This is a genomic window from Micromonospora inyonensis, assembly GCF_900091415.1.
Taxonomy (GTDB): Bacteria; Actinomycetota; Actinomycetes; order Mycobacteriales; family Micromonosporaceae; genus Micromonospora; species Micromonospora inyonensis.
Window position 1 is genome coordinate 95,408 of record NZ_FMHU01000001.1, and the last position, 23,043, is coordinate 118,450.

At 72.2% G+C, this 23,043-nt stretch carries 14 protein-coding genes and 1 pseudogene; 8 read left to right on the forward strand and 7 right to left on the reverse strand.

Features of this window, described 5'->3' with window-relative positions; translation table 11 throughout:
* Position 1: 1 nt before the first annotated feature.
* Positions 2–304: a hypothetical protein gene (locus GA0074694_RS00495; RefSeq protein ID WP_091450776.1), complete on the forward strand. Its 303-nt coding sequence runs from the start codon at positions 2–4 to the stop codon at positions 302–304.
* A gap of 128 nt (positions 305–432) precedes the next feature.
* On the forward strand, positions 433–801 hold the full coding sequence (locus GA0074694_RS00500; protein WP_091450778.1) for a hypothetical protein: 369 nt from the start codon (positions 433–435) through the stop codon (positions 799–801).
* A 108-nt stretch (positions 802–909) separates the two neighbouring features.
* Here GA0074694_RS00500 and GA0074694_RS00505 read toward each other — a convergent pair.
* Positions 910–2,378 (reverse strand): annotated as a pseudogene (locus GA0074694_RS00505) (glycoside hydrolase family 6 protein).
* 495 nt (positions 2,379–2,873) lie between these two features.
* Here GA0074694_RS00505 and GA0074694_RS31315 point away from each other — a divergent pair.
* Both GA0074694_RS31315 and GA0074694_RS00515 read left to right on the forward strand, forming a co-directional pair.
* Complete coding sequence (locus GA0074694_RS31315) at positions 2,874–3,905, forward strand: hypothetical protein (RefSeq protein ID WP_176737733.1); 1,032 nt, start codon at positions 2,874–2,876, stop codon at positions 3,903–3,905.
* The gene (locus GA0074694_RS00515) at positions 3,892–4,605 is read left to right on the forward strand and encodes a class F sortase (RefSeq protein ID WP_091450780.1); all 714 of its coding nucleotides are present in this window, start codon (positions 3,892–3,894) and stop codon (positions 4,603–4,605) included. Before GA0074694_RS31315 ends, GA0074694_RS00515 begins: the two co-directional genes overlap by 14 nt.
* Positions 4,606–4,678: 73 nt before the next feature.
* On the opposite strand, the gene GA0074694_RS00520 is transcribed toward GA0074694_RS00515, so the two are convergent.
* Complete coding sequence (locus tag GA0074694_RS00520) at positions 4,679–9,757, reverse strand: NAD-glutamate dehydrogenase (protein WP_091450782.1); 5,079 nt, start codon at positions 9,755–9,757, stop codon at positions 4,679–4,681.
* Positions 9,758–10,030: 273 nt separating this feature from the next.
* Between GA0074694_RS00520 and GA0074694_RS00525 the strand changes: the two genes are divergently transcribed.
* Positions 10,031–11,986, forward strand: coding sequence for a penicillin-binding transpeptidase domain-containing protein (locus tag GA0074694_RS00525; RefSeq protein WP_091458431.1), 1,956 nt, complete (start codon positions 10,031–10,033; stop codon positions 11,984–11,986).
* 530 nt (positions 11,987–12,516) lie between these two features.
* Here GA0074694_RS00525 and GA0074694_RS00530 read toward each other — a convergent pair.
* From GA0074694_RS00530 to GA0074694_RS00550, 5 genes are all read right to left on the reverse strand, one after another.
* Positions 12,517–13,617 carry an arginase family protein gene (locus tag GA0074694_RS00530; RefSeq protein ID WP_342670913.1) on the reverse strand — a complete coding sequence of 367 codons (1,101 nt, stop codon included), beginning with the start codon at positions 13,615–13,617 and terminating at the stop codon, positions 12,517–12,519.
* Between the two features lie 64 nt (positions 13,618–13,681).
* Positions 13,682–14,599, reverse strand: a complete 918-nt coding sequence (locus GA0074694_RS00535) for a tetratricopeptide repeat protein (RefSeq protein ID WP_091450784.1) — start codon at positions 14,597–14,599, stop codon at positions 13,682–13,684.
* A gap of 126 nt (positions 14,600–14,725) precedes the next feature.
* A complete protein-coding gene (gene icmA, locus GA0074694_RS00540; protein WP_091450787.1) occupies positions 14,726–16,414 on the reverse strand; it encodes a coenzyme B12-dependent isobutyryl-CoA mutase large subunit in 1,689 nt (562 codons plus the stop codon).
* A 98-nt stretch (positions 16,415–16,512) separates the two neighbouring features.
* On the reverse strand, positions 16,513–17,448 hold the full coding sequence (gene meaB / locus GA0074694_RS00545) for a methylmalonyl Co-A mutase-associated GTPase MeaB (RefSeq protein ID WP_245714699.1): 936 nt from the start codon (positions 17,446–17,448) through the stop codon (positions 16,513–16,515).
* A 50-nt stretch (positions 17,449–17,498) separates the two neighbouring features.
* Positions 17,499–18,698, reverse strand: coding sequence for an acetyl-CoA C-acetyltransferase (locus GA0074694_RS00550; protein ID WP_091450791.1), 1,200 nt, complete (start codon positions 18,696–18,698; stop codon positions 17,499–17,501).
* A gap of 64 nt (positions 18,699–18,762) precedes the next feature.
* On the opposite strand from GA0074694_RS00550, the gene mce reads away from it, so the two are divergent.
* The 3 genes from mce (at position 18,763) to GA0074694_RS00565 (ending at position 23,036) form a co-directional block, all read left to right on the forward strand.
* Complete coding sequence (mce, locus tag GA0074694_RS00555; protein ID WP_091450793.1) at positions 18,763–19,227, forward strand: methylmalonyl-CoA epimerase; 465 nt, start codon at positions 18,763–18,765, stop codon at positions 19,225–19,227.
* A gap of 342 nt (positions 19,228–19,569) precedes the next feature.
* A complete protein-coding gene (locus tag GA0074694_RS00560; protein ID WP_091450795.1) occupies positions 19,570–20,832 on the forward strand; it encodes a DivIVA domain-containing protein in 1,263 nt (420 codons plus the stop codon).
* 182 nt (positions 20,833–21,014) lie between these two features.
* The gene (locus GA0074694_RS00565; protein ID WP_091450797.1) at positions 21,015–23,036 is read left to right on the forward strand and encodes a coiled-coil domain-containing protein; all 2,022 of its coding nucleotides are present in this window, start codon (positions 21,015–21,017) and stop codon (positions 23,034–23,036) included.
* The last annotated feature ends 7 nt before the right edge of the window (positions 23,037–23,043 follow it).

Consider the following 23,043-nt stretch of genomic DNA (forward strand, 5'->3'; position numbering starts at 1 on the left):
CATGGACGACCAGACGGCCCACGACCCGTTGGTGGACGAGACCGAGCGGGAACGCGGCCGGTCGGCCGCCGCCCGGCTGTTCGACATCCGCCGGGTGATCGGTGGGCTCTTCGTCGCGTACGGGCTCATCGTGGGCGGTACCGGACTCCTCGACGACCGGGCGGCGATCGAGAAGGCCGAGGGGGTCCGGATCAACCTCTGGGCGGGCCTGGGGATGCTCCTGCTCGGGTTGGTCTTCCTGGTGTGGCAGTGGCTGCGGCCGGCCGAGGCCCCGGCGGAGTCCGGTTCCGACCCGGCACGCTGACCGCCGGGGAGCCCGACCCCCGACCGGTCACCGGTTCGGCCGGGCGACCCGGCACGGCGCATGGGGTGGGCTCTGCGGGGTACGCGGGAGGGATCAGGGAACGCGCCTGGGGACAGGAGGGCAGCACCATGACCGATCGCGACCGTAACGCCGACCGGCCCCTGGAGGAGAGCCCCGAGATGGCCGCCGCGGCGGACGACGAGACGACGGTGCCGCAACTGGTGACCGGCGGTGGCCCGGACGACGAGACTCCGGACTTCGTGGCACCGGGCGAGTCACCGGCCGGGAGCGGCGGCACCGACGAGCTGGTCGGCGACGCGTACGCCGGCACCAGCGGCGTGGGCCGCACGACTGTCCGTACCGGTGGGGAGCAGCCCTGGGATCCGGCGGACCTGGCGGTGGCCCGGGGCCAGGACCCGGATCCGGAGAACGTCGAACGGGCCCGGCGCGACCTGGAGCGGGACGGCCGGGCGGCGGTCGAGCGCACCGTGCCCTGAGCAGACGGGCGGGGCCCCCGGCCGACCGCGTGGGTCGGGCCGGGGGCCCCGGGAGGCCCGCCGCTCAGGCGCCTCACAACCTGGGGGCGGCGGACAGGCCGCGGAGGTTCAGGACAGCGGCGGGTACGCGTTGCGCATGAGCTCCTGGAACTGCGCGGAGAACCAGGCACCGGAGATGGGCGCGTTGGGCAGCGCACCGCTCATGTTGTTGCCGTTACGCGCGTTACCGGTGTAGGTCGGGTCGCACATCTGGTCGAAGCCCTTGCCCTCGTCGTTCGGGGTGTACTTGCTGGAGCCGTCCGACTCGCCGGGGGGCTTGACCCAGACGTAGGCGTCGATGCCCGGCTCGGGCGCGACCTTCGGCCGCTCGCCGAGGCCCGCGCTGGCCTGGTTGCACCAGTTGCCGGCGTGGAGCCGGCGGTCGACCCGGCCGCCGTTGACGTAGGTGTCCACACTGGTCGTCGCACCGGACCGGTGGGCCGGGCGGCGCCGCCCCAGCCGTTGCGCGAGGTGTCGATCAGCATGCCGATGCCGGAGTCGAAGCCGACCCGGACCAGCTCGTTGCGGAACGCCTGGGCGAAGGAGAGCTCGTCGACGTACTGGTTCCAGTCGACCCACTTGGACTGGCGCACGGTCTGGCCGTTCACACTGTCAGTGATCTTGACGTACGGCTCCCTCAGGGCGGAGTAGTTCGCCGTGTTGACGATGAAGCCGTGCACGTTGTTCACCGTGCTGCCGGAGGCCACCGCGGCCTCCTTGAGCTGGTTGGCGGTGGGGGTGAAGTTGCTGTCCCAGCCGATCCAGCCGTGGTGGGCGGCGTCGACGTAGTTGTAGACGTTGCCGAGCACGCCCAGCTTGGCCAGTGCGTAGCCGACCCCGTTGACGTACGCGCCGTTCGCCTTGACGGTGCCGCACATCGAACCGTTGGAGCTGCTGTCGTCGGTGCCCTCGATGGCGGCGATCCGGTCCAGCCAGACGGCGGTCGGGTTGTTGGAGATCCGGCTACCGCCGGGCTCCGCGTCCGCCTTGGCCTTCCACTCCGGATTCACGTACCCCTTTACCCCGGCGAACGGATTGTCCACCTTGGGGCCACCGGGCGGCGGGGTGGTCGGCGGCGGCGTCGAGGGAGGCGGGCTGGTGGGGGGCGTCCCGCCGTTGCAGGCCGTGCCGTTGATGGTGAACGACGTCGGCTTCGGGTTGCTGCCGCTCCAGGATCCGTTGAAGCCGACGCTCGTGGTGGCCCCGGTGGCGAGCGCACCGTTGTAGGACTCGTTCTGCGCGGTGACGTTCTGGCCCGACTGCGTCCAGCGCGCCGACCAACCCTGCTGCACCCGCTGGTTGGCGTCCGGGAAGGCGAAGCCGAGCGCCCAGCCGTTCAGCGGGTCGCCGAGGTTCTTGATGGTGATGGAGGCGGTGAACCCGCCCTGCCAGTCACTGGACGTGTAGCTGACGCCGCACTGGGTCGCGGCGTGCGCCACGGTGACCGGAATGGTCACCAGGCCGCCGGCGACCAGGGCGCTCGCACCGGTCAGCGCCAGTGCCCGCCGCCTGGCGGACAGACTTCTCCACAGATTCATGCCACTGATCTCCTTGGGCGGGACCGGGCCACGGAACGGCCCGGCTGCTTTCAGGCCCGGGAAACGGTGTTCCACAAGGGCCCTCGGGGGTGATGGGGGGTGCCCGACCCGGACGGGCAGCGGTGGTGCCGTGCGGGCGAGCGAGCCGGTCGACGGTGCGGCCGCGACGTCGTCCGGTGGGGACCGGCTGCCCTCGACGCTCCGGCTAGGCGGTGTGGCTCCTCGTACGCAGTGCAGTGATTCTTGCATGGGAGCGCTTCCATGACAACCTCTCGATACCTGCGCGTCGCGTCGACCGGGAATTTCCGGGCGATCCGCCGGTAACGACGCGGGCGGGAGGCGACGCCGCGAACGCCCCCTACCACCCGGGACGGCCGGTAGCCGACACACTCCTAAACGCGAATCTTTCCCCGCATAGGTCGCGAATCGGTCTAACGTCTGCCTTAGCTCGGCTTCCGCCGGGCCAGGACGAAAAGGGATGGAGTGACGCAGGTCATGGCTACCAACAAGCTCGGGAAGGTCGTCGCAGGCGCCGCCCTCGGCGGGGCCTCCTTGCTGGTCTTCACGCCGGGGATCGCCTTCGCCGACAACGGCAACGGGCACCACGACCACCACAAGGGCAAGGTCTACGTCGATCCGCACGCCGTGCAGCCGGGCCACGATGTCAAGTTCATCGAGGTCTGCGCGGACCGCCAGGAGCACGCCTTCGTCTGGTCGAAGGTGACCGGGAAGGTCAAGCTCCACGCCCGGGACCACCACAAGAAGGAGCACGAGCGCGACGCGCGGGGCGAGGAGTCCGGGAGCGACGAGTCGCGGAACGGCTCCGGCTCGGAGAACGGCGGCTGGAACGGCAAGGACAAGGAATCCGACGGCGGCTGGAACGGCAAGGACAAGGAATCCGACGGCGGCTGGGACCGCAAGGACTCCGGGTCCGACGGCGGCTGGAACGACCACGGCTCGAAGAACGGCAAGGACTCCGAGTCCGGCGACAAGTCCGGCAACGGCTGGGACAGCCACGAGGACGAGGCCGGACAGCCGGGTATGAACGGCGACTCCAAGTCCGGCGGCTGGGGTGGCGGCGACGAGGCCAAGGACGAGGCCAAGAAGAAGGCCGAGGAGGAGGCCGCCAAGAAGAAGGCCGACGAGGAGGCCGCGCGGAAGAAGGCCGAAGCCGAGGCCGCCGCCGAAGAGGAGGCCGCTGCCGAGGAAGAGGCGAACGGCAAGGACAAGGGCGCCGCGGAGGAAGAGGCGGCAGCCGAGGAGGAGGCCCGGCACAAGGGACCGAAGTTCGTGTACTACGGCGAGGCCGAGATCCCGGCGGACGCCGAGCCCGGCACGTACAAGGTCAAGGGCTCCTGCGGCGAGGGCACCCTGGTCGTCCTGCCGACGGGGTCGGTCGACGGCGGTGACGGTGGCGCCACCGGCGGCGACCGCGGCATGGCGGTCAGCGGGGCGGCGATGCTCGGGGCCGCCGCGCTCGGCGGCATCGTGCTGATGCGGCGTCGTCGGGCCGATGAGCTGGTCTGACGCGGGGAAGCCCGCCGGCGGCCGTCACGGGAGACCGTGGCGTGCCGCCGGCGCGGCCGTGGTGACCCTCGGTGTACTCGGGGCCGGGCTGCTCGGGGTGGGACTGACGGAGCCGGAACCGCCCCGGCCCCCGCAGCCGGCGGTCGGGATCGGCGTGCCGGTCACCGACACCCCGCCGAACCCCGCCGACCGGGCCGCGGGCGACCCCGACACGGAAGCGGGCGCCAGCGGCCCGGTCGGGATGGAGCGGTCCGAACCCACCACCATCACCATCCCCCGGATCGGGGTGAACGCCCCGGTCATGTCGCTGGGGGTGGCGGCGGACGGGACCGTCGAGGTGCCCCCGTTGGAGCAGGCGCAGCGCGCCGGCTGGTACCGGCCCGGCCCCTCCCCCGGCGAGATCGGCAACGCGGTGATCGTCGGCCACGTCGACTCCAGCTACATCGGGCCGGCCGTCTTCTTCGACCTGGGCGCGCTGCTGCCCGGCGACACCATCTCCGTCGCCCGTCAGGACGGCAGCTCCGCCACCTTCCGGGTCGACGCGGTGCGGTCGTACCCGAAGGCGGAGTTCCCCTCCGCACTGGTCTACGGCCCGAGCGACCGGGCCGGGCTACGGGTGGTCACCTGCGGTGGCCAGTTCGACGAGCGGAACCGCGACTACCCGGACAACGTGATCGTCTTCGCCACCCTGGTGACCTGACGACCGGTGGCGGACGCCACACGCCGCGCGCCCGGTGGGAGCTCCCACCGGGCGCGCGGCGTGTGGACCCGCCTCAGCTCGCCGAGGAGGTACGCACCAGCGTCCGGATCTGCCGCAGCAGGACGGAGAGCGCGGCCAGGTCCGCCCGGGACTCGTCGAACTCCCCCATCGCCCGGTGGGCCCGGTGGATCGACACGGCGTTGGACTGCTCCCAGACCTGCACCCGCTCCTGCGACGGCAGGGCCGCGTCGGTGGAGTCGAGCACCTCGTTGGTGAGCGCGGCCAGGGCGGCGTAGAGGTCGTACCGCAACGCCATCCGGGCCAGGGTCTGCCAGCGGTCCTCCCGGGGCAGCAGGGAGATCTTCGACAGCAGCGAGTCGACCCGGAACCGGTCGGAGAGGACGAAGTAGACCGAGGCCACCTCGCCGACGTCCTTGCCGGTCTGCGCCGCCGTCTCCACCACGTCCAGCAGGCCGAAGCTGTACATCAGCCGGGTCGCCTGCTCGGCCAGCTCCCGGGGGAGCCCCCGCTTGCTCATCGTGTCGACGTGCGCGGCCAGCGCCTCCCGCTCGGCACCGAAGAAGAGGTTCTCCAGTTCTGGCAGGAGCCGGGCCACCCCGTCGCGCAGGCGGGCGATCTCGGCGGGCACGTCGATCGGCGAGCGCCGGTTGGTGACCAGCCAGCGCACCGCCCGGTCGAGCAGCCGCCGGGTGTCCAGGTAGCCACTGGTCTGCAACTCCGGGGCGACCCGGTTGTCCAGCGCCTCGATCGCGTTCCACAGCTCCCGGAGCCCGAAGACCTCCCGGACCACCACGTACGCCCGGATCACGTCCGCCGGGGACGCCGCCGTCTCCTCGACCACCCGGAACACGAACGAGATGCCACCCCGGTTGACCGCCTCGTTGACCAGCACGGTGGTGACGATGTCCCGGCGCAGCCGGTGCCGCTCCATCCGGTCGGCGAAACGCTGCCGCATCGGCGTCGGGAAGTAGTTGACCAGGACGTCGGTCGTCCACTCCTCGTCGGCCAGCCCGTCGGTGAGGATCTCCCGCTCCAGCGCGATCTTCACGTACGCGAGCAGCACCGCGAACTCCGGCGCGGTCAGCCCGGTCTCCGTCCGGGCGGCCAGTTCCTCGTCGGACGGGAGCGCCTCCAGCGCGCGGTTCAGCGCACCGGAGCGTTCCAGGTCGCTGATCATCCGGCGGTGCACCGGCAGCAGCGACGCGGACTGGGCCTGGGCGTTGTTCAGCGCCCGTGCCTGGTCGTAGTTGTCCCGCAGCACCAGCTCGGCGACCTCGTCGGTCATCTCGGCGAGCAGCTCGTCCCGGTCCGGGACGGTCAGCTCCCCGTCGGCGACCGCCGTGTTGAGCAGGATCTTGATGTTCACCTCGTGGTCGGAGCAGTCCACCCCGGCCGCGTTGTCGATGAAGTCGGTGTAGATCCGGCCGCCGGACTGGGCGTACTCGATCCGGCCGAGCTGGGTCCAGCCCAGGTTGCCGCCCTCGCCGGCCACCCGGCAGCGCAGGTCCTTGCCGTTGACCCGGATCGCGTCGTTGGACTTGTCCCCGACCTCGGCGTTGGTCTCGCCGGAGGACTTGACGTAGGTGCCGATGCCGCCGTTCCAGAAGAGGTCCACCGGGGCGGTCAGGATCGCCTTCATCAGCTCCGGCGGTGACATCTGGGTGACGTCGCCGTCGAGGCCGAGCGCCGCCCGGACCTGCGGCGAGATCGGCACCGACTTGGCGGTACGCGGGTACACCCCACCACCTGCGGAGATCAGGCCGGCGTCGTAGTCCTCCCACGACGACCGGGGCAGCTCGAACAGCCGTCTCCGTTCGGCGTACGAGGTCGCCGCGTCCGGCTCCGGGTCGAGGAAGATGTGCCGGTGGTCGAAGGCGGCCACCAGCCGGATGTGCTCGCTGAGCAGCATTCCGTTGCCGAACACGTCGCCGGACATGTCGCCCACGCCGACCACGGTGAAGTCCTCGGTCTGGGTGTCGTGCCCCAGCTCCCGGAAGTGCCGTTTGACCGACTCCCAGGCGCCCCGGGCGGTGATGCCCATCTTCTTGTGGTCGTAGCCGGCCGAACCGCCGGAGGCGAACGCGTCCCCCAGCCAGAACTGGTGCGCGGTGGAGATCTCGTTGGCGATGTCGGAGAAGGTCGCCGTCCCCTTGTCCGCCGCGACCACCAGGTACGGGTCGTCGCCGTCGTGGCGCACCACGTCGGTCGGGGGCACCACCGCACCGCTGACGATGTTGTCGGTGACGTCGAGCAGGGCGGAGATGAACTCCCGGTAGCAGGCCACCGCCTCGTCCCGGTCCCCCGGCTTCTGCTTGAGCACGAAGCCGCCCTTGGCCCCCACCGGCACGATCACGGCGTTCTTCACCATCTGCGCCTTGACCAGGCCGAGCACCTCGGTACGGAAGTCCTCCCGCCGGTCGGACCAGCGCAGCCCGCCGCGGGCCACCGGCCCGAACCGCAGGTGCACGCCCTCGAACCGGGGCGAGTAGACGAAGATCTCGTACTTCGGGCGGGGCGCGGGCAGATCCGGGATGGCCTGCGGGTCCAGCTTGAACGCCACGTACGACTTGGGTCGCCCGCCGTCCACCCGCTGGAAGAAGCTGGTCCGCAGGGTGGCCCGGACCAACGTCAGATACGCCCGCAGGATGCGGTCCTGGTCGAGGCTGGACACGTCGTCCAGGGCCGCGTTGACGGTGTCGGCCAGTTCCGTGCCGCGCCGGTCCCGTTCCTCGGGGGTGAGCCCGACGGTCGGGTCGAAGCGCACCTCGAAGAGTTCCACCAGCAGGGTGGCGATCCTCGGGTACGCGATGAAGGTGGACTCCATGTAGTCCTGCGAGAAGACCGTGCCCGCCTGGCGCAGGTACTTCGCGTACGCGCGCAGCACCACCACCTGCCGCCAGGTGAGCCCGGCGCGCAGCACCAGCTCGTTGAAGCCGTCCACCTCGGCCTCGCCCCGCCACGCGGCGGCGAAGGCGTTCTCCACGTGCGGGCGCACCTCGGACAGTTCCTGGTGCCCCTCGGGCAGTTGCAGGCCGAAGTCGTAGAGGTAGATCCGCCCGTCGATCCGGTCCACCTCGTACGGGTGCTCGTCGACCACCCGCACCCCGAGGGAGTGCAGCACCGGCAGCACGTCGGAGAGGAGCATCGGCTCGCCGTTGCGGTAGACCTTGAAGCGGACGTCCATCGCCTCGGCCGGATCGCCCGCGCCCCGCGTGCCGTTGCGCGGCGCGAGCTGCTTGCGGAACAGGTGCATCTCGAGCTGGCCGGGCTCCTCCAGCAGCTCCAGCTTGGCCAGGTCCTTCATCGCCTCGTACGGCGTGTGCCCGTCCTTGTAGCCCTCGGGGAAGGCGTCGGCGTACCGGGTGAACAGGTGCTTGGCCTGTTCGTCGCCGAGCTTGCGCTCCAGCACCAGCCGGTAGTCGTCGTCCCAGAGCCGGGTCGCGTCGGCGAGTTCCTCGGCGAGCAGGTCGGCGTCGACGTCACCAGGCGGGTTCGCCGGGTCGGTCCGGACGATGAAGTGCACCCGGGCCAGCATCGACTCGGTGACCCGGGTGGTGTAGTCCACCCCGACCCCGTTCAGCTCGCGCAGCAGGATGTCCTGCATGCGCAGCCGGTTCTGCGTGGTGAACCGGTCCCGGGGCAGGTAGATCAGGCAGGAGATGAACCGGCCGTAGCCGTCCCGGCGCAGGAACACCCGCAGCTGGCGACGCCCGGCCATCCGGAGCACGCCGATCACCGCGTGGTAGAGGTCGTCGGTCTTGATCTGGAACAGCTCGTCGCGGGGGTAGGTCTCCAGGATCTGGAGCAGGTCCTTGCCGGAGTGGCTGCGCGGGCTCAGCCCGGAGCGTTCCATCACCTCGGCCACCTTGCGGCGGACCACCGGCAGCTCGCGCACGCTGGTCCGGTACGCGGCGGTGGAGAAGAGCCCGAGGAAGCGCCGCTCCCCGACCACCTCGCCGTGCTCGTTGAAGACCTTGAAACCGATGTAGTCGAGGTACGCCGAGCGGTGGACGGTCGCCCGGGAGTTCGCCTTGGTGATGATCAACAGGCGCTTCTCCAGCACCTTCTCGTGCGCCTCCGGCGGCATCGACGACAGCGTCCGGGGCTCGGTGCGGTCCTGCCGCAGGATGCCCAGGCCGGTGCCGAGCCTGGCCTCCAGCGCCTGGCCACGCGGTTCGTCGGGGGTCCCGCCCTCGTCCACCTCGACCAGGCGGTACTCCCGGTAGCCGAGGAAGGTGAAATGGTCGTGGGCCAGCCAGCGCAGCAGCTCCACCGAGTCGGTGATGTCCTTCTCCGGCACCGGCGGACGGTGGTCGGAGGTCCGCGCGGCGGAAAGCTCCTCGGCGAGGTCGAGGGCCTGCTGGCGCATCCTCGGCCAGTCCTCGACGGCCTCCCGGACGTCGGTGAGCACCCGCTGGAGTTCGGCGCGGAGCCGGTCCCGCTGGGCCGGGTCCCGGATCGGGTCGATCTCGATGTGCATCCAGCTCTCGACGATGTCGCCGTCGATCGCGTCGTCCGGCTCGACGTCCGCCGCCACCTCGGCGAGCCGACCCGACGGCTCCCGCCGGACCACCACCAGCGGGTGCACCAGCAGGTGCACGTCCAGGTGGTGGGAGTTGAGCAGGGCGGTCACGGAGTCGACCAGGAACGGCATGTCGTCGGTGACGATCTCGATCACCGTGTGGTGCTGTTCGGCGTCCGGCTCGTGGATCCGCAGCTTCAACTCACCCCGGACCCGCTGCTCGGCCAGCTCGCGGTGGGCGCGGGCGGCGTCGAGCATCTCCTCGGCGGCGAACCCGATCAGCTCCTCGTCCGGCGCGAACCGCCAGAAGCGGTCGACCAGGGTGGCCGCGCCGTGGTCGTCGCCGGCCAGCGCGACCGCCTGGGCGACCAGGCGCTCCGCGTTGGGCACCGGCTCGTCGAGTTCGGCGTCCTCCACGTCGTCGCCGAGCGCCTCCACCGGCAGGCCGAGGTCGTACAAGGTGTCGATACTAGAACCGGACATACCGGTTACTCCTGCATGAAGGCGGCCGGACCCATCGCGGTCGGTCGCCGACTCGAAACTGTCGTCGCGGCCGGAGCCTCCCGGCCGGAGGTCGGGTCCCGGTTTGATCGCCGGACGCCGGTCCATCGGTGCCACTCCCCTCGACCCACCGCGTTGTGGGTCACTCACCGTCCAGCCTAGGCCCTGTCGATCACGTTTCTCCTTGGCGGACCACAGGCTGGACTTCCGGTTCGGGACTGTGCCCATCCACCCGTTGCGGGTTCGAGGTGGCCGGGGCTGGAGTACCCCGACCCGCGATGTTCATCACACCACCGCCGGTCCCACTTCGTGGCCCGGCACGGGGCCCCCGGTGGACGGTTCGCGTACTACCGTGCAGGTCAGGCCGAGATCGGAGGGTCCATGTCCCTGTCCTACCCGCCCCGCCGCCCGCGTACCCGCCGCATGCGGAACGCCGTTTTCGCGGCGGTCGTCACCGCAGCGACACTGGTGGGGTGTTCCGGCGGTGACGGACCGGAGGAGAGCGTCGACGCGTTCCTCGCCGGCTGGCGTTCCGGTGACCTGCACGCGGTCGGCTTCCGCGACCCGACCGGGGCCCGGATCCCGGCGGAGCGGGTGACCGAGGAGATCCGGGAGCTCTCCGGAGAACTGGCCGACCGGCCACCCGCCCTGCGCCGGTCCGGGGAACCAAAGATCACCCGGGATTCGGCCGAGGGACGGATCAGCGTGGAGTGGACGCTGCCCGGCGACACCCGGTGGCGCTACGAGCGTCCGGTCCGCCTGGCCCGCAGCGGGGACGGCGCGTGGCAGGTGGCCTGGGAACCCGCCCTGGTACAGGAGCAGTTGCTGCGCGGCGACCGCCTGGCCGTACGCCGGGTCGCCGCGCCCCGCGCCGCGGTGCTCGACGCGGCCGGCGCACCGATCGTCGCTCCTCGGCCCGTGGTCCGGGTGGGGGTGCAACCGAGCGAGGTCACCGACGCCGCAGGCCTGGCCCGCCGGCTCGACGCCGCGTTCAAGGCGGTACGCCCGGCGATCACCCCACCGGTCGACCTGTCCGACCTGCCGAAACGGCTGGCCGACGCGAAACCGGACGCCTTCGTCGAGGTGGTCACCCTGCGGGAGGAGGCATACCGGCAGATCCGCGCCCGCATCTACGACCTGCCCGGCACGAAGTTCCGCAGCGAGAAGCTGGAGTTGGCCCCCACCCGGGAGTTCGCCCGGGCCCTGCTCGGCTCGGTCGACCCGGCCACCGCCGAGGACCTGGCCGCCAAACCCGGCGTCTACGCCGAGGGCGACCAGGTCGGCCACGGCGGCCTCCAGGGCCGGTACGACGAACGGCTGCGCGGCGCCGCCGGGATCAGCGTGGTCACCGAACGCCGGGGGCCGGAGGGCACGTGGGCACCGACCGGCACCGAGGTGTTCCGGAAGGACCCACAGCCCGGACAGGCCGTGAAGACCACCCTCGACCCGGCGGTGCAGAACGCGGCGGACGCCGCCCTGCGCGGGGAGCGACGCCGCTCCGCCCTGGTCGCGGTACGCGTCAGCGACGGCGCAGTGCTCGCGGTCGCCAACGGCCCCGGCCCGGCCGGGGAGAACCTCGCGTTCACCGCTCAGGTGCCGCCCGGCTCGACCTTCAAGATGGTCAGCGCGCTCGGGCTGCTCGACCGGCAGGCGGTGACCCTGGACGCCCCGGTCGACTGCCCGAAGACGTTCACCGTCGACGGCCGCTCCTTCAAGAACTCGGAGAACTTCGCCCTGGGGAAGGTGCCGTTCCGGACCGACTTCGCGAAGTCCTGCAACACCGCCTTCGCCGCGCTCGCCCCGAAGCTCGGCGACACCGGCCTCGCCGAGACCGGCCGGATGCTCGGCCTGGAGGCAAAATGGGACCTCGGCGTGGACGTCTTCACCGGCAAGGTCTCCACCGGCGGCACCCCCGCCGAGCGGGCCGCCGCCGCCTTCGGCCAGGGCACCACCCTGGTCAGCCCGGTCGCCATGGCCGCCGCCACCGCCGCCGTCGCCCGGGGCCGCTGGGAACAGCCCAAGCTGGTCCTCGACCCGGCTCCCGGGCAACCCGCACCGGCCGGGCCGCAGCTCAAGCCGGAGTCGGTCGAGCCGCTGCGCACGATGATGCGCGAGGTGGTCACCTCCGGCACCGCCACCGCCCTGCGCGGCGTTCCCGGCAAACCCGTGCACGGCAAGACCGGCACCGCCGAGTACGACGACAACCCGGCCAACACGCACTCCTGGTTCGTCGGCTGGCAGGGTGACGTCGCCGTCGCCGTCTTCGTGGAGAAGGGCGGCTCCAGCACCGAGTCGGCCGTCCCGATCACCGCCCGATTCCTCCGCGCCCTCGCCTGAGGGAACCCGTTGTCCGACTGCGTCGCCAGCTGGTCGCCTCCGGCGCCTCCGCGCTCGCCCGGGACCCGGTCCCGTCCACCCTCCCGAAGGCGGGCCGGCGCTCCGGGTCCGACGTTGGCCGAGACGCTGGGCCCGATGCGGTCCGCCACGACCGGTCGGTCCCGGCAGACAGGTGGGAGTGCGCGGAGACTGTCGAGCTGCCCGCACAGACGGGGCAGGCACTCCGCGTGACGTACGTGGTGTCGCCCTCCCGCCTGGCAGTCGCACGAGTTGCAGTCGCCCTCGTGGAGGTAGCCGGAGTGGCGCCCGGCCGGATGGCGGTCGCGGGAGTGGCGGTCGGTCTAGGCGCACAGACGGGGCAGCTCGACAGCGTCCGAACCGGAACCAGGGTGTTCCGTCCCGACCCGCGCGACGTCGCGCCCCGACCGGGTGGAGGAGACCACGTGGACCGGGCCGGGGTCGCACCGGCACGGGAGGAGCGAAGGCCGCGGCCGGTGCCGCACGTCGGAGCACGGCGTCGGCACCGCAGGTCAGCTGGCGACGATCGGACCCAGGTCGTCGGCGTCCCCCGGAGACAGCCGGCCCACGACGCCGGAAGCCGACGGGTCCACGGTGGGCGGGAGCGACCGCTCCGCAGGTGCCTCGGGGAAGACGGCGGCGGCCGGGCGGGGCGGCGGGACCGGGCGGGGCGGCAGCAGCTTGGGCGGGACCGCGTTCGGGGCGGTGACCGGGGCCAGGCCGGCGACCAGCGTGTTGACGATCTCGGCGGCGTACGCGCCGTCCGGGTCGTAGTCGGGATCGAAGACGGTCAGCTCCACCCCGAGGCAGTGCGGGGTGTCGACCAGCCCGGCGATCAGGATCTCCAGCTCGGCGAAGGCGATCCCGCCCGGGTCAGGGGCGTCCACTGCCGGCATCACCGCCGGGTCGAGCACGTCCACGTCGACGTGCAGCCAGTAGCCGGCGCAGTCGGCCAGTTGCTCGTGGGCCCACTGCGCGGTCCGGGCCGCCCCCTCGGCGCGCAGCGCCGGCACCGGCCGGTTGACGATGCCGGCCGCCTGGAGGTCCAGGCGGTACTCGTCCTGCGCCCGGATGCCGAGCACCACCACGTCGACGTCCCGGAAGTACGGTCGGCGGCCCTCGATCGCGGCCAGGTCGGCCTGCCCGCGGCCGGTCACCAGGGCGAGGTCCTCACCGGCGGCGGCTCCGACGTAGGAGGCGTTGCCGGGGTGGCGGAAGTCGGAGTGACCGTCGACGAAGACCAGGCCGATCCGGCCGCCGACCGACTCGCCGAGCCGGTGCATGGCCAGTGCGGAGCCGAGCAGGACCGAGCAGTCTCCGCCGAGCACCACCGGGAACTCGCCCCGGTCGATGATGTCCCCGATCCGCCCGGCCAGGGCGGCCGAGTACTCCGCGATCTCCCGGGAGTGGCAGACCCCGTCACCGGGACGCCAGTCTCCCGGGTCGTACCGGGGTGCGGTGAGACAGCCGGCGTCCCGGGCCCGCAGCCGGGCGAGGAGGCCGTGGTCGCGCAGCGCCCCCGGCGCCTTGCCGCACCCCGGCACGGAGGTGAGCGTGGGGGGCCGCAGGCCGAGGTTTGTCGGCGCGTCGAGGACGGCGATCCGGCGCGTCATTGGCTCCCGTCCTCGTGAGGTCGGGCGGGCCGGCCACCGCCGGCCCGCGCGGGCGTGGGGGTGGTCAGAACAGGGCGCTCGCCAGGGCTCGGCGGGCCTTGCCGGCCGCGGGGTCGTCCGGGCCGGCGATGGTGAACAACGAGACCAGGTGCTGGCGGGCCTTCTCCCGGTCGTCCCCGGCCGTCCGCCGGACCAGGGCGACCAGTCGAGCGTACGCCGCCTCGGCCTGACCGCTGAGCACCTCGACGTCGGCGGCGAGAAGTTGCGCCTCGACGTCGTCGGGGTCGGTCTGGGCGGCGGCGAGCGCGGCGGCCGGGTCGATGGCGCCGACCCGGCGGACCAGCCCGACCTGGGCCAGACCCGCCTCGGCCGCGGCGTCCGCCGGGCTCTCAGCCAGGATCTTCCGGTACGCCGCCTCGGCCGCGTCCAGGTCGCCGGTCATCAACGCGTCGTCGGCCTCGTCGAGGCGGGGGTCACCGGCCGGCTCGGCGGTGACGCCGCCGGCCTTGAGTACGGCCTGGATCCACTGCCGCAGCTGCGCCTCCGGCACCACACCGGAGAAGGCGTCGATCGGCTGTCCGCCGACGACCGCGAAGACCATCGGGATGCCCTGCACCCGGAACATCTGGGCCAGCCGGGGGTTGGCCTCGACGTCGACCTTGGCGAGCACCCACGCGCCGCCGCCCTCGGTGGCGAGTTTCTCCAGCACCGGGGAGAGCTGCTTGCAGGGCTCGCACCACTCGGCCCAGAAGTCGATCACGACCGGTGTGGTCAGCGAACGCTCCAGCACCTCGGACTGGAAGGTCGCTTCGGTCACGTCGATCACCGCTACCCCGGCGCCCGGTGTGGCACCGCCCGGTACACCGGCGGGCGGGCCGCCCTGGGCGGGGGCGGCGGGACGGGACGGGGTGGACGGGCGCAGCGCGCTGAGGTCGACCGCGCCGCGGGTGAAGATCGACGAGGTGATCCGTGGGTCGCTCATGGTTATCTAGTCTCGCACGTACCCGGTCCGGAACAGATCAGCCGACGTGCCGACACATGTGACTTCCACGGCTGGTCGCGGGCGGTGCGGAGGGCCGGTGGAGCCCCGCACCGCCCGCGCCGGTTGTCAGAACCGGGCCGGTTCCCGGTAGACGCCCCACTCGGCGCGCAGCGCGTCGCAGATCTCGCCGAGCGTCGCCTCCGCGCGGACCGCGTCGAGCATCGCCGGGACCATGTTCTCGTCGGTACGGCTGACCGCCACCATGTGCGCGATGGCGGCGGCGACCGCGTCGTTGTCCCGGCCGGCCTTGCGCTCGGCGAGCAGCTTGCGCTGTTCCAGCTCCACCTCGTGGGAGATGCGCAGGATCTCCAAGTCCTTGGCGACCGTGCCGGTGTGGCAGTTGACGCCGACGATTTTCTTCTCGCCCTTCTCCAGCGCCTGCTGGTAGACGAAGGCCGCCTCGGCGATGTGGCCGGTGAACCAGCCGTCCTCGATGCCCCGCAGGATGCCGGAGGTCATCGGGCCGATCGTGTGGGGACCGTCCCCGCCCAACTGCCGGATCCGGGCGAAGATCTCCTCCGCCTCGGCCTCGATCCGGTCCGTGAGCGCCTCGACGTACCAGGAGCCGCCGAGCGGGTCGGCGACGTTGGTCACCCCGATCTCCTCCATCAGCACCTGCTGGGTACGCAGGGCGATCTCGGCGGACTCGTCGGTGGGCAGCGCGAGCGTCTCGTCGAGGGCGTTGGTGTGCAGCGAGTTGGTGCCACCGAGCACCGCCGCCAGGGCCTCGACCGCGGTACGGACGACGTTGTTCACCGGCTGCTGGGCGGTCAGCGACACCCCGGCGGTCTGGGTGTGGAACCGCATCCACATCGCCTTCTCGCTGGTGGCGCCGTAGACGTCGCGCAGCCAGCGCGCCCAGATCCGCCGGGCGGCGCGGAACTTGGCGATCTCCTCGAAGAAGTCGACGTGCGAGTCAAAGAAGAAGCTCAGCCCGGGGGCGAAGACGTTCACGTCCAGGCCCCGGGAGAGTCCCAGCTCGACGTAACCGAATCCGTCGGCCAGGGTGTACGCCAGCTCCTGCGCGGCGGTCGAGCCGGCCTCGCGGATGTGGTAGCCGGAGACCGAGAGCGGCTTGTAGCGCGGGATGTCCCGGGCGCAGTACTCCATCAGGTCGCCGATCAGGCGCAGGTGCGGCTCGGGGTCGAAGAGCCACTCCTTCTGCGCGATGTACTCCTTGAAGATGTCGGTCTGGAGGGTGCCGTCGAGGCTGCCGATGTCGGCGCCCTGCCGCTCGGCTGCGACCAGGTACATGCAGAACACCGGCACCGCCGGACCGGAGATGGTCATGCTGGTGGTGACCCCGGCCAGGTCGATGCCGTCGAAGAGCGCCTCCATGTCGGCGGCGCTGTCGATGGCGACGCCGCAGTGGCCGACCTCGCCGAGCGACTGCGGGTCGTCGGAGTCCCGCCCCATCAGGGTCGGCATGTCGAAGGCCACGGAGAGCCCACCACCGCCCGCGCCGAGGATCATCTTGTAGCGCTCGTTGGTCTGCTGGGCGTTGCCGAAGCCGGCGAACTGCCGGATCGTCCAGGTGCGCCCCCGGTAGCCGGTCGGGTACAACCCCCGGGTGTACGGGAACTCCCCCGGCCAGCCGATGCGCTCGAAGCCCGGGTAGGCGACCCCCTCCGGCGGGCCGTACACCGGCTCGACCTCCAGCCCGGAGAGCGTGGTGAAGTCCGCATCCCGCTTGCGCGCGGCGTCGTACCGGGCCTGCCAGCGGGCCCGTCCGGCGGCGATCTCGTCGGCGTTCATGCGCAGGGCTCCTCCTCGAGTCCTCGACTGCACGTCGAGTGTAAGACGCACACCTGAACGATCGCTAAGGAATCTGCTACCGGCGGGTAGTCGCAGGCTCACCGCTCCAGTTCGGCGAGGAGTTCGCCAGCCGCCGCGTACGGGTCGAGGGCACCCTCGGCCACCCGCCCGGCGAGCGCCGCGAGGCCCGTACCGTCGCGGAGCGAGCCGATCCGGGCGCGGAGCACCCCGAGCGCGATCGCCTCGATCTCGGCGGCGGCCCGCGCCTCGCGGCGGCGGCGCAGCTCGCCGTGCTCGACCAGCCAGCCCCGGTGCTTGTCGATCGCGGCGGCGATGTCGTCGATCCCCTCGCCCCGCGCGGCGATCGAGCGCACCACCTGGGGTCGCCACTCGCCCGGCCCGCGCTCGCCCAGCGCGATCATGCCGTTGATGTCGCGGACGGTGGCGTCGGCGCCGTCCCGGTCGGCCTTGTTGACCACGAAGATGTCGGCGATCTCCAGGATGCCGGCCTTGACCGCCTGGATCGCGTCGCCCATGCCGGGGGCGAGCAGCACCAGCGTGGTGTCGGCGAGCGAGGCCACCTCCACCTCGGCCTGCCCGACCCCGACCGTCTCCACCAGCACCACGTCGCAGCCCGCGCCCTCCAGCACCCGCACCGCCTGCGGGGTGGCCGCCGATAGGCCGCCGAGGTGTCCCCGGCTGGACATCGAGCGGATGTAGACGCCCGGGTCGGTGGCGTGGTCCTGCATCCGGATCCGGTCGCCGAGGATCGCCCCACCGGTGAACGGGCTGGACGGGTCGACCGCGAGCACCCCGACCCGGTGGCCCCGGGCCCGCAGCGCCCGGACCAGCTCGTTGGTGGTGGTCGACTTCCCCACACCGGGCGAGCCGGTCAACCCGACGACCTGGGCCTGCCCGGCGTACGGCGCGAGGGCCGCCGCGACCTGCGGCAGCACCTCGTCGCCGGACTCGACCAGGGTGATCAGCCGGGCCACCGCGCGGGGGTCACCCGCGCGGGCCCGTTCCACCAGCATCGGTACGTCCCGACTGCGCCGGATCGACGGCGCGGCGGTGCCCAGCTCACTCACTGAGCGTTCTCGCCCTCGGCCGGCACGTGGATGATCAGCGCGTCGCCCTGGCCGCCGCCACCACAGAGCGCCGCCGCCCCGGTGCCGCCACCGCGCCGCTTCAGTTCCAGTGCGAGGGTGAGCACCAGCCGGGCGCCGGACATGCCGATCGGGTGACCGAGCGCGATCGCGCCGCCGTTGGGGTTGACGATCGCCGGGTCCACCCCGAGGTCGCGGGTGGACTGGATACCGACCGCGCCGAACGCCTCGTTGATCTCGATGAGGTCGAGATCGGAGATGCTGAGCCCGCCCTTCTTCAGGGCGTGCACGATCGCGTTGGCGGGCTGCGAGTGCAGGGAGTTGTCCGGACCGGCCACGTTGCCGTGCGCGCCGACCTCCGCCAGCCAGGTCAGCCCCAGCTCCTTCGCCTTGGCCTTGCTCATGACCACCACGGCGGCGGCCCCGTCGGAGATCGGCGACGCGCTGCCCGCGGTGATCGTGCCGTCCTTGGCGAACGCCGGGCGGAGCTTGCCCAGCGATTCGACGGTGGTGTCCGGACGGATGCCCTCGTCCTCACTGATCACCAGCGGGTCGCCCTTGCGCTGCGGGATCAGCACCGGGGTGATCTCGTCGGCGAAGTGGCCGTTCTTCTGCGCGGCGGCGGCCCTGGTGTGGCTGGCGGCGGCGAAGGCGTCCTGCTCCTCACGGGTGATGCCGTGCCGCACGCCGTGCCGCTCCGTGGACTCCCCCATCGAGCAGCAGTCCCAGGCGTCGGTGAGCCCGTCCAGCGCCATGTGGTCCTTGATCGTCACGTCGCCGTACTTGTAGCCGGCGCGCTGGCCGAGCAGCAGGTGCGGGGCGTTGGTCATCGACTCCATACCGCCGGCCACCACGATGTCGAACTCGCCGGCCCGGATGAGCTGGTCGGCCAGGGCGATCGCGTCGAGCCCGGAGAGACAGACCTTGTTGATGGTCAACGCCGGCACGGACATCGGGATGCCCGCCTCGACCGCCGCCTGCCGGGCGGGGATCTGCCCCGTACCCGCCTGGAGCACCTGCCCCATGATCACGTACTGCACCTGCTCCGGGGCGACCCCCGCACGCTCCAGGGCGGCCTTGATCGCCACCCCGCCGAGCTGGGTCGCGGAGAGGTCCTTGAGATTGCCCAGCAGGCGCCCCATCGGGGTCCGCGCGCCGCTGACGATCACCGAAGCCATACTCTGCCTCCGAAGGGGTGGGCGAACCTGTACGCCTTAACGACTGTTCGGTCAGACTAGCGTCATGGCTGAGAACTCCCCTGTCGAGCCCGCTGCGGACTACGTCACAGACATCGGTATCCGCCGAATCGATCACGTCGGTGTGGCGGTCGCCGACCTGGACGCGGCGATCGACTTCTACCAGCGCACCTTCGGCATGCGCTGCGTACACATCGAGACCAACGCCGAGCAGGGTGTCCGCGAGGCGATGCTGGCGGTCGGCCCGACCACCGAGGGGGGCTGCCTGCAACTGCTCGCCCCGCTCACCGGCGAGTCGACGATCGCGAAGTTCCTGGACCGTAACGGGCCGGGGGTGCAGCAGGTCGCGTACACCGTCACCGACATCGACGCGGCGTGCGCGGCGCTGCGCGAGCGCGGCATGCGGGTGCTCTACGAGACCCCGCGCCGGGGCACCGCCGGCTCCCGGGTCAACTTCGTCCACCCCAAGGACGCCGGCGGCGTCCTCGTCGAACTGGTCCAACCCGCGTGAGATGGTAGCAGGGGTCCCCTGTTACCGCTTTTTGTCGAGCAGGGGGCCCCTGCAACCACCCAGGACCGGCATTGGCTTTCGTCGGTGCTCGACCGGCACCGAACTGATCGATACCCACGGTGACCCGGAAAAGGGCGGCCGGTCGGTGGCCGCCCTTTTCCACACGCCCGACGGCCAGGCCCCGGCGCCCCGTCCCGGACCTGCCAAGATCGCGCGTCCCGGACGGCCTCCGGGGCGGGCGGAGGTGACCATGTAATCGGGCGGAGGTGACCATGTAATGAGGACACGAAAGCTCCGCACCACTCTTGCGAAGCACCCCGGGGCGTCTGCGAGTATGGGCGAATGCCCCAGCAGCAGTCCTCCCCTCTCGCGTTCTTCGATAACGCGAACTCCCAGCCGGACTTCACCGTTGGCCTGCGCGGATACAACACCGGCCAGGTCGACGACTTCATCGGCCGGCTGACCGCCGCGCTGACCCAGTCCGAGCAGGCCCGCGCCGAGGCCGAGCAGCGGATGAACGACGCGCAGCGCCGGCTCCGGCAGGCCGAGCAGCGCCTCGCGGCGCTGGAGCAGAAGCTCGCCGAGACCAACAAGCAGCTCGAGGAGAACAGCCGGCCGACCCTCTCCGGCCTCGGGACCCGGGTCGAGCAGATCCTGCGGCTGGCCGAGGAGCAGGCCAACGACCACCGCAACGAGGCCAAGCGCGAGTCCGAGGGCATCCTCTCCGCGGCCCGCCTGGAGGCGCGCGAGATCACCGACAAGGCGCGGGCCGAGGCGGCGGCCATGAAGGCCACCGCGGAGCGCGAGGCGGGCAGTGTCCGCACCACCGCCGAGCGGGAGGCGGCCGAGGTCCGGGTGCAGGCCCGGCGGGAGGCCGACACGCTGCGCGCCGACGCCGAGCGGGAGACCAAGCAGCTCCGCACGGTCACCGCGCACGAGGTGGCCGAGCTGAAGTCCACTGTCGAGCGGGAGGTGGCCACCCTGCGGGCCACCGCCGAGCGGGAGATCACCCAGCAGCGGGCCAAGGCCGCCCGTGAGGCCGAGGAGAAGCGCGCCGAGGCGACCAAGCTGCTCACCGACGCCCGCGACAAGCGGGACAAGGACCTCCAGGCTCTGGAGCTCCAGCTCGCCGAGCGGCGGGAGAAGGCCGAGCGCGAGGAGTCCGAGCGGCACGCCGCGCAGGTCGCGCAGACCCAGAAGCTGGTCGGCGAGGCCGAGCAGCGGGCCCGCGCCGCGCAGGAGCGTGCCAAGGAGATCGAGCAGCGCGCCGAGGCCCGGCGGGTCGAGTCGGAGCGCACCGCCTCCGAGACCGTCGAGAAGGCCAAGTCGCTGGCCGAGAAGACGCTCGCCGAGGCCAAGGCCGAGTCGCAGCGCCTGCTCAACGAGGCCCGTACCGAGGCCGAGCTGACCACCCAGGCCGCCCGGCGCGAGGTCGAGGACCTCACCCGCCAGAAGGACGCGGTCACCGCGCAGCTCGGGCAGATGCTCTCCGGCCTGGCCGGCATCGTGCCGGGCGTGCCGCAGCAGAAGGCGGAGCCGCCGGCGGCAGCGCCGGTGAAGGCCGAGGAGTCCGCCGAGCGGGTTTCCGCGGAGAAGTCCAGCTGACGGCCCGCGGGGCGTCCGGGGCATGAGTCGTACGGCGCGGGGTGTCATCTTGAACGGGTGCACCCCGCGCCATACGCTGCCCACCGACGCCGACCGACACGTCCCCCGCACCGGGTGAAGTGGGTCCCATCGTCGCCGTGCGTATCGCCGCACTGCGCGCGGACGCGTGTGAGGATGGGGGTATGTCGCACGGCGAGGAACTGTTCGCTCTCGGCGGGGAAGTGACCACGGAGCCCAGCTTCGAGTCCGCCCTGCGGGGGTACGAGAAACGACAGGTCGACCGGTACGTGGCCCGTGCCGAACACGAGATCGCGGCGCTGACAGCCGAACGGGAACAGGCGTACACCCAGATACACAAGCTCGCCGGCCAGGTGGAGGTGCTCCAGCGCGACCTGGCGCAGGTGCGTAAGCAGGGCACCGTGGTGGACCGGGCCTCGTTCCGGCACCTGGGGCCCCGGGTGGAGCAGATCCTCACGCTCGCCGAGGAGCAGGCCGACGACATCCTCGTCGCCGCCAACGAGGAGATCGAGGCGCGTCGCGCGGCGGCCGAGCACATCATCGAGGAAGCCCGTGAGCAGGCCGCCAAGGCGCTGAAGGACTTCGAGCTGGCCCTCACCGCCCGGCGGGCCGAGGAGGAGCGGCACAGCGCCGCCCGGCGGGCCGAGGCGGAGCGGCACAGCGCCGCCCGGCGGGCCGAGGCGGAGGCGACGGTCACCGCCGCCCGCGAGGAGGCCGCCCGGCTCCGGGAGGCCGCGCAGACCGCGCTGGCCAAGGCCCAGCAGGAGGCCACCCAGCTCCGGGACGCGGCCAAGGAGATCCACAACCAGGCTCAGCAGGAGGCCGCCAAGCTGCGCGAGGCGGCCCGGGAGGCGCACGCGAAGGCCCAGCAGGAGGCGGCCCAGCTCCGCGACGCGGCCAAGGAGGTGCACCTCAAGGCCCAGCAGGAGGCGAAGCGCCTGACCGAGCAGGCCACCGAGGCCGGCCGGGCGACGCACGCCAAGGCGCAGCAGGATGCCAAGAAGCTCACCGACCAGGCTGCCGCGGCGGCGCAGGCCACCCGGGCCAAGGCCCAGCAGGAGGCGAACCAGCTCACCACCCAGGCGGGCGAGGCGGCCAAGCGCAGTCGGGCCGAGACCGAGGCGTACGTCCAGCGCATGCGCGCCGAGACCGAGGCGTACGTGCAGCAGGCGCGGGCACAGACCCAGCAGGAGCTGGGCGCCTGGCGGGCCGGGGTGGAGAAGGAGGTCAGCGCGCAGCGGGAGGCGACCGAACGGGAGCTGACCCAGCTCCGCCAGACCGCCGACCGGGAGTTCACCACCCGCCGCGAGGAGTTGGAACAGCAGTACACCGCCCGTCAGGACGAGCTGGAGCGGGATTACACCGCTCGCCGCGACGAGGTCGAGCAGGGGGCCGCCCGGATCCGGCAGGAGGCCGAGGAGGCGGCGACGACGCTGCGGCAGACCGTCGAGCAGGAGGTCGCGACGCTGCGCCGGGAAACCGAGGAGCAGGTCACGACGCTGCGCCGGGAGGCCGAGGAGAAGGCCGCGACGCTGCTGAACCAGGCCGAGACGGAGGCCGCCGCCAAGCGGCGCAAGGCCGACGAGCGCGTGGCGACCTCGCGCCGACAGTTCGAGGAGTACGCGGCCACCACCCAGCAGCACCTGGCGACGACCCAGCAGCATCTCGCCGCCACCCAGCAGGAGGTCGCCACCGGCCGGCAGCAGCTGGCCCAGGTCATGCTGGAGATCGCCCAGGCCCAGCAGGAGCTGGCCGACCTGCGGCAGGAGACCTGGAAGTCCCGGCAGGAGTCCGACGACCTCCAGCACGCCCTGGAGGAGATCCGCCAGCAGCTCGGCACGGAACGGTCCCGGTTGGCCGAGACGGACGCCTCGGTCCGGCAGGCCGGCGAGTCCGCGGCCCGGGCCCAGGCGGAGGCCCGCCGGGTGGCCGAGGTGGCCGCCGACGGCGACGGCGGCAAGCCGAGGACCCGGCCGGTGGCCGAGCCGGTCACCACTCTGGACGGCGGTGCCGCCAGCGCGGGGGTCGACGGTGAACCGACGGTGGCGGCGGTTCCCGGCGCGGGGGGTCGTGGCGCCACCCCGACGAAGATCACCAGCACCGGTGAGGCCGGCAAGCGACCGACCAAGCCGACCACCGACGAGCGCAGCGCGAAGCCGGCCAAGGTCCGCGTCGAATCGGAGTAGTCGACAC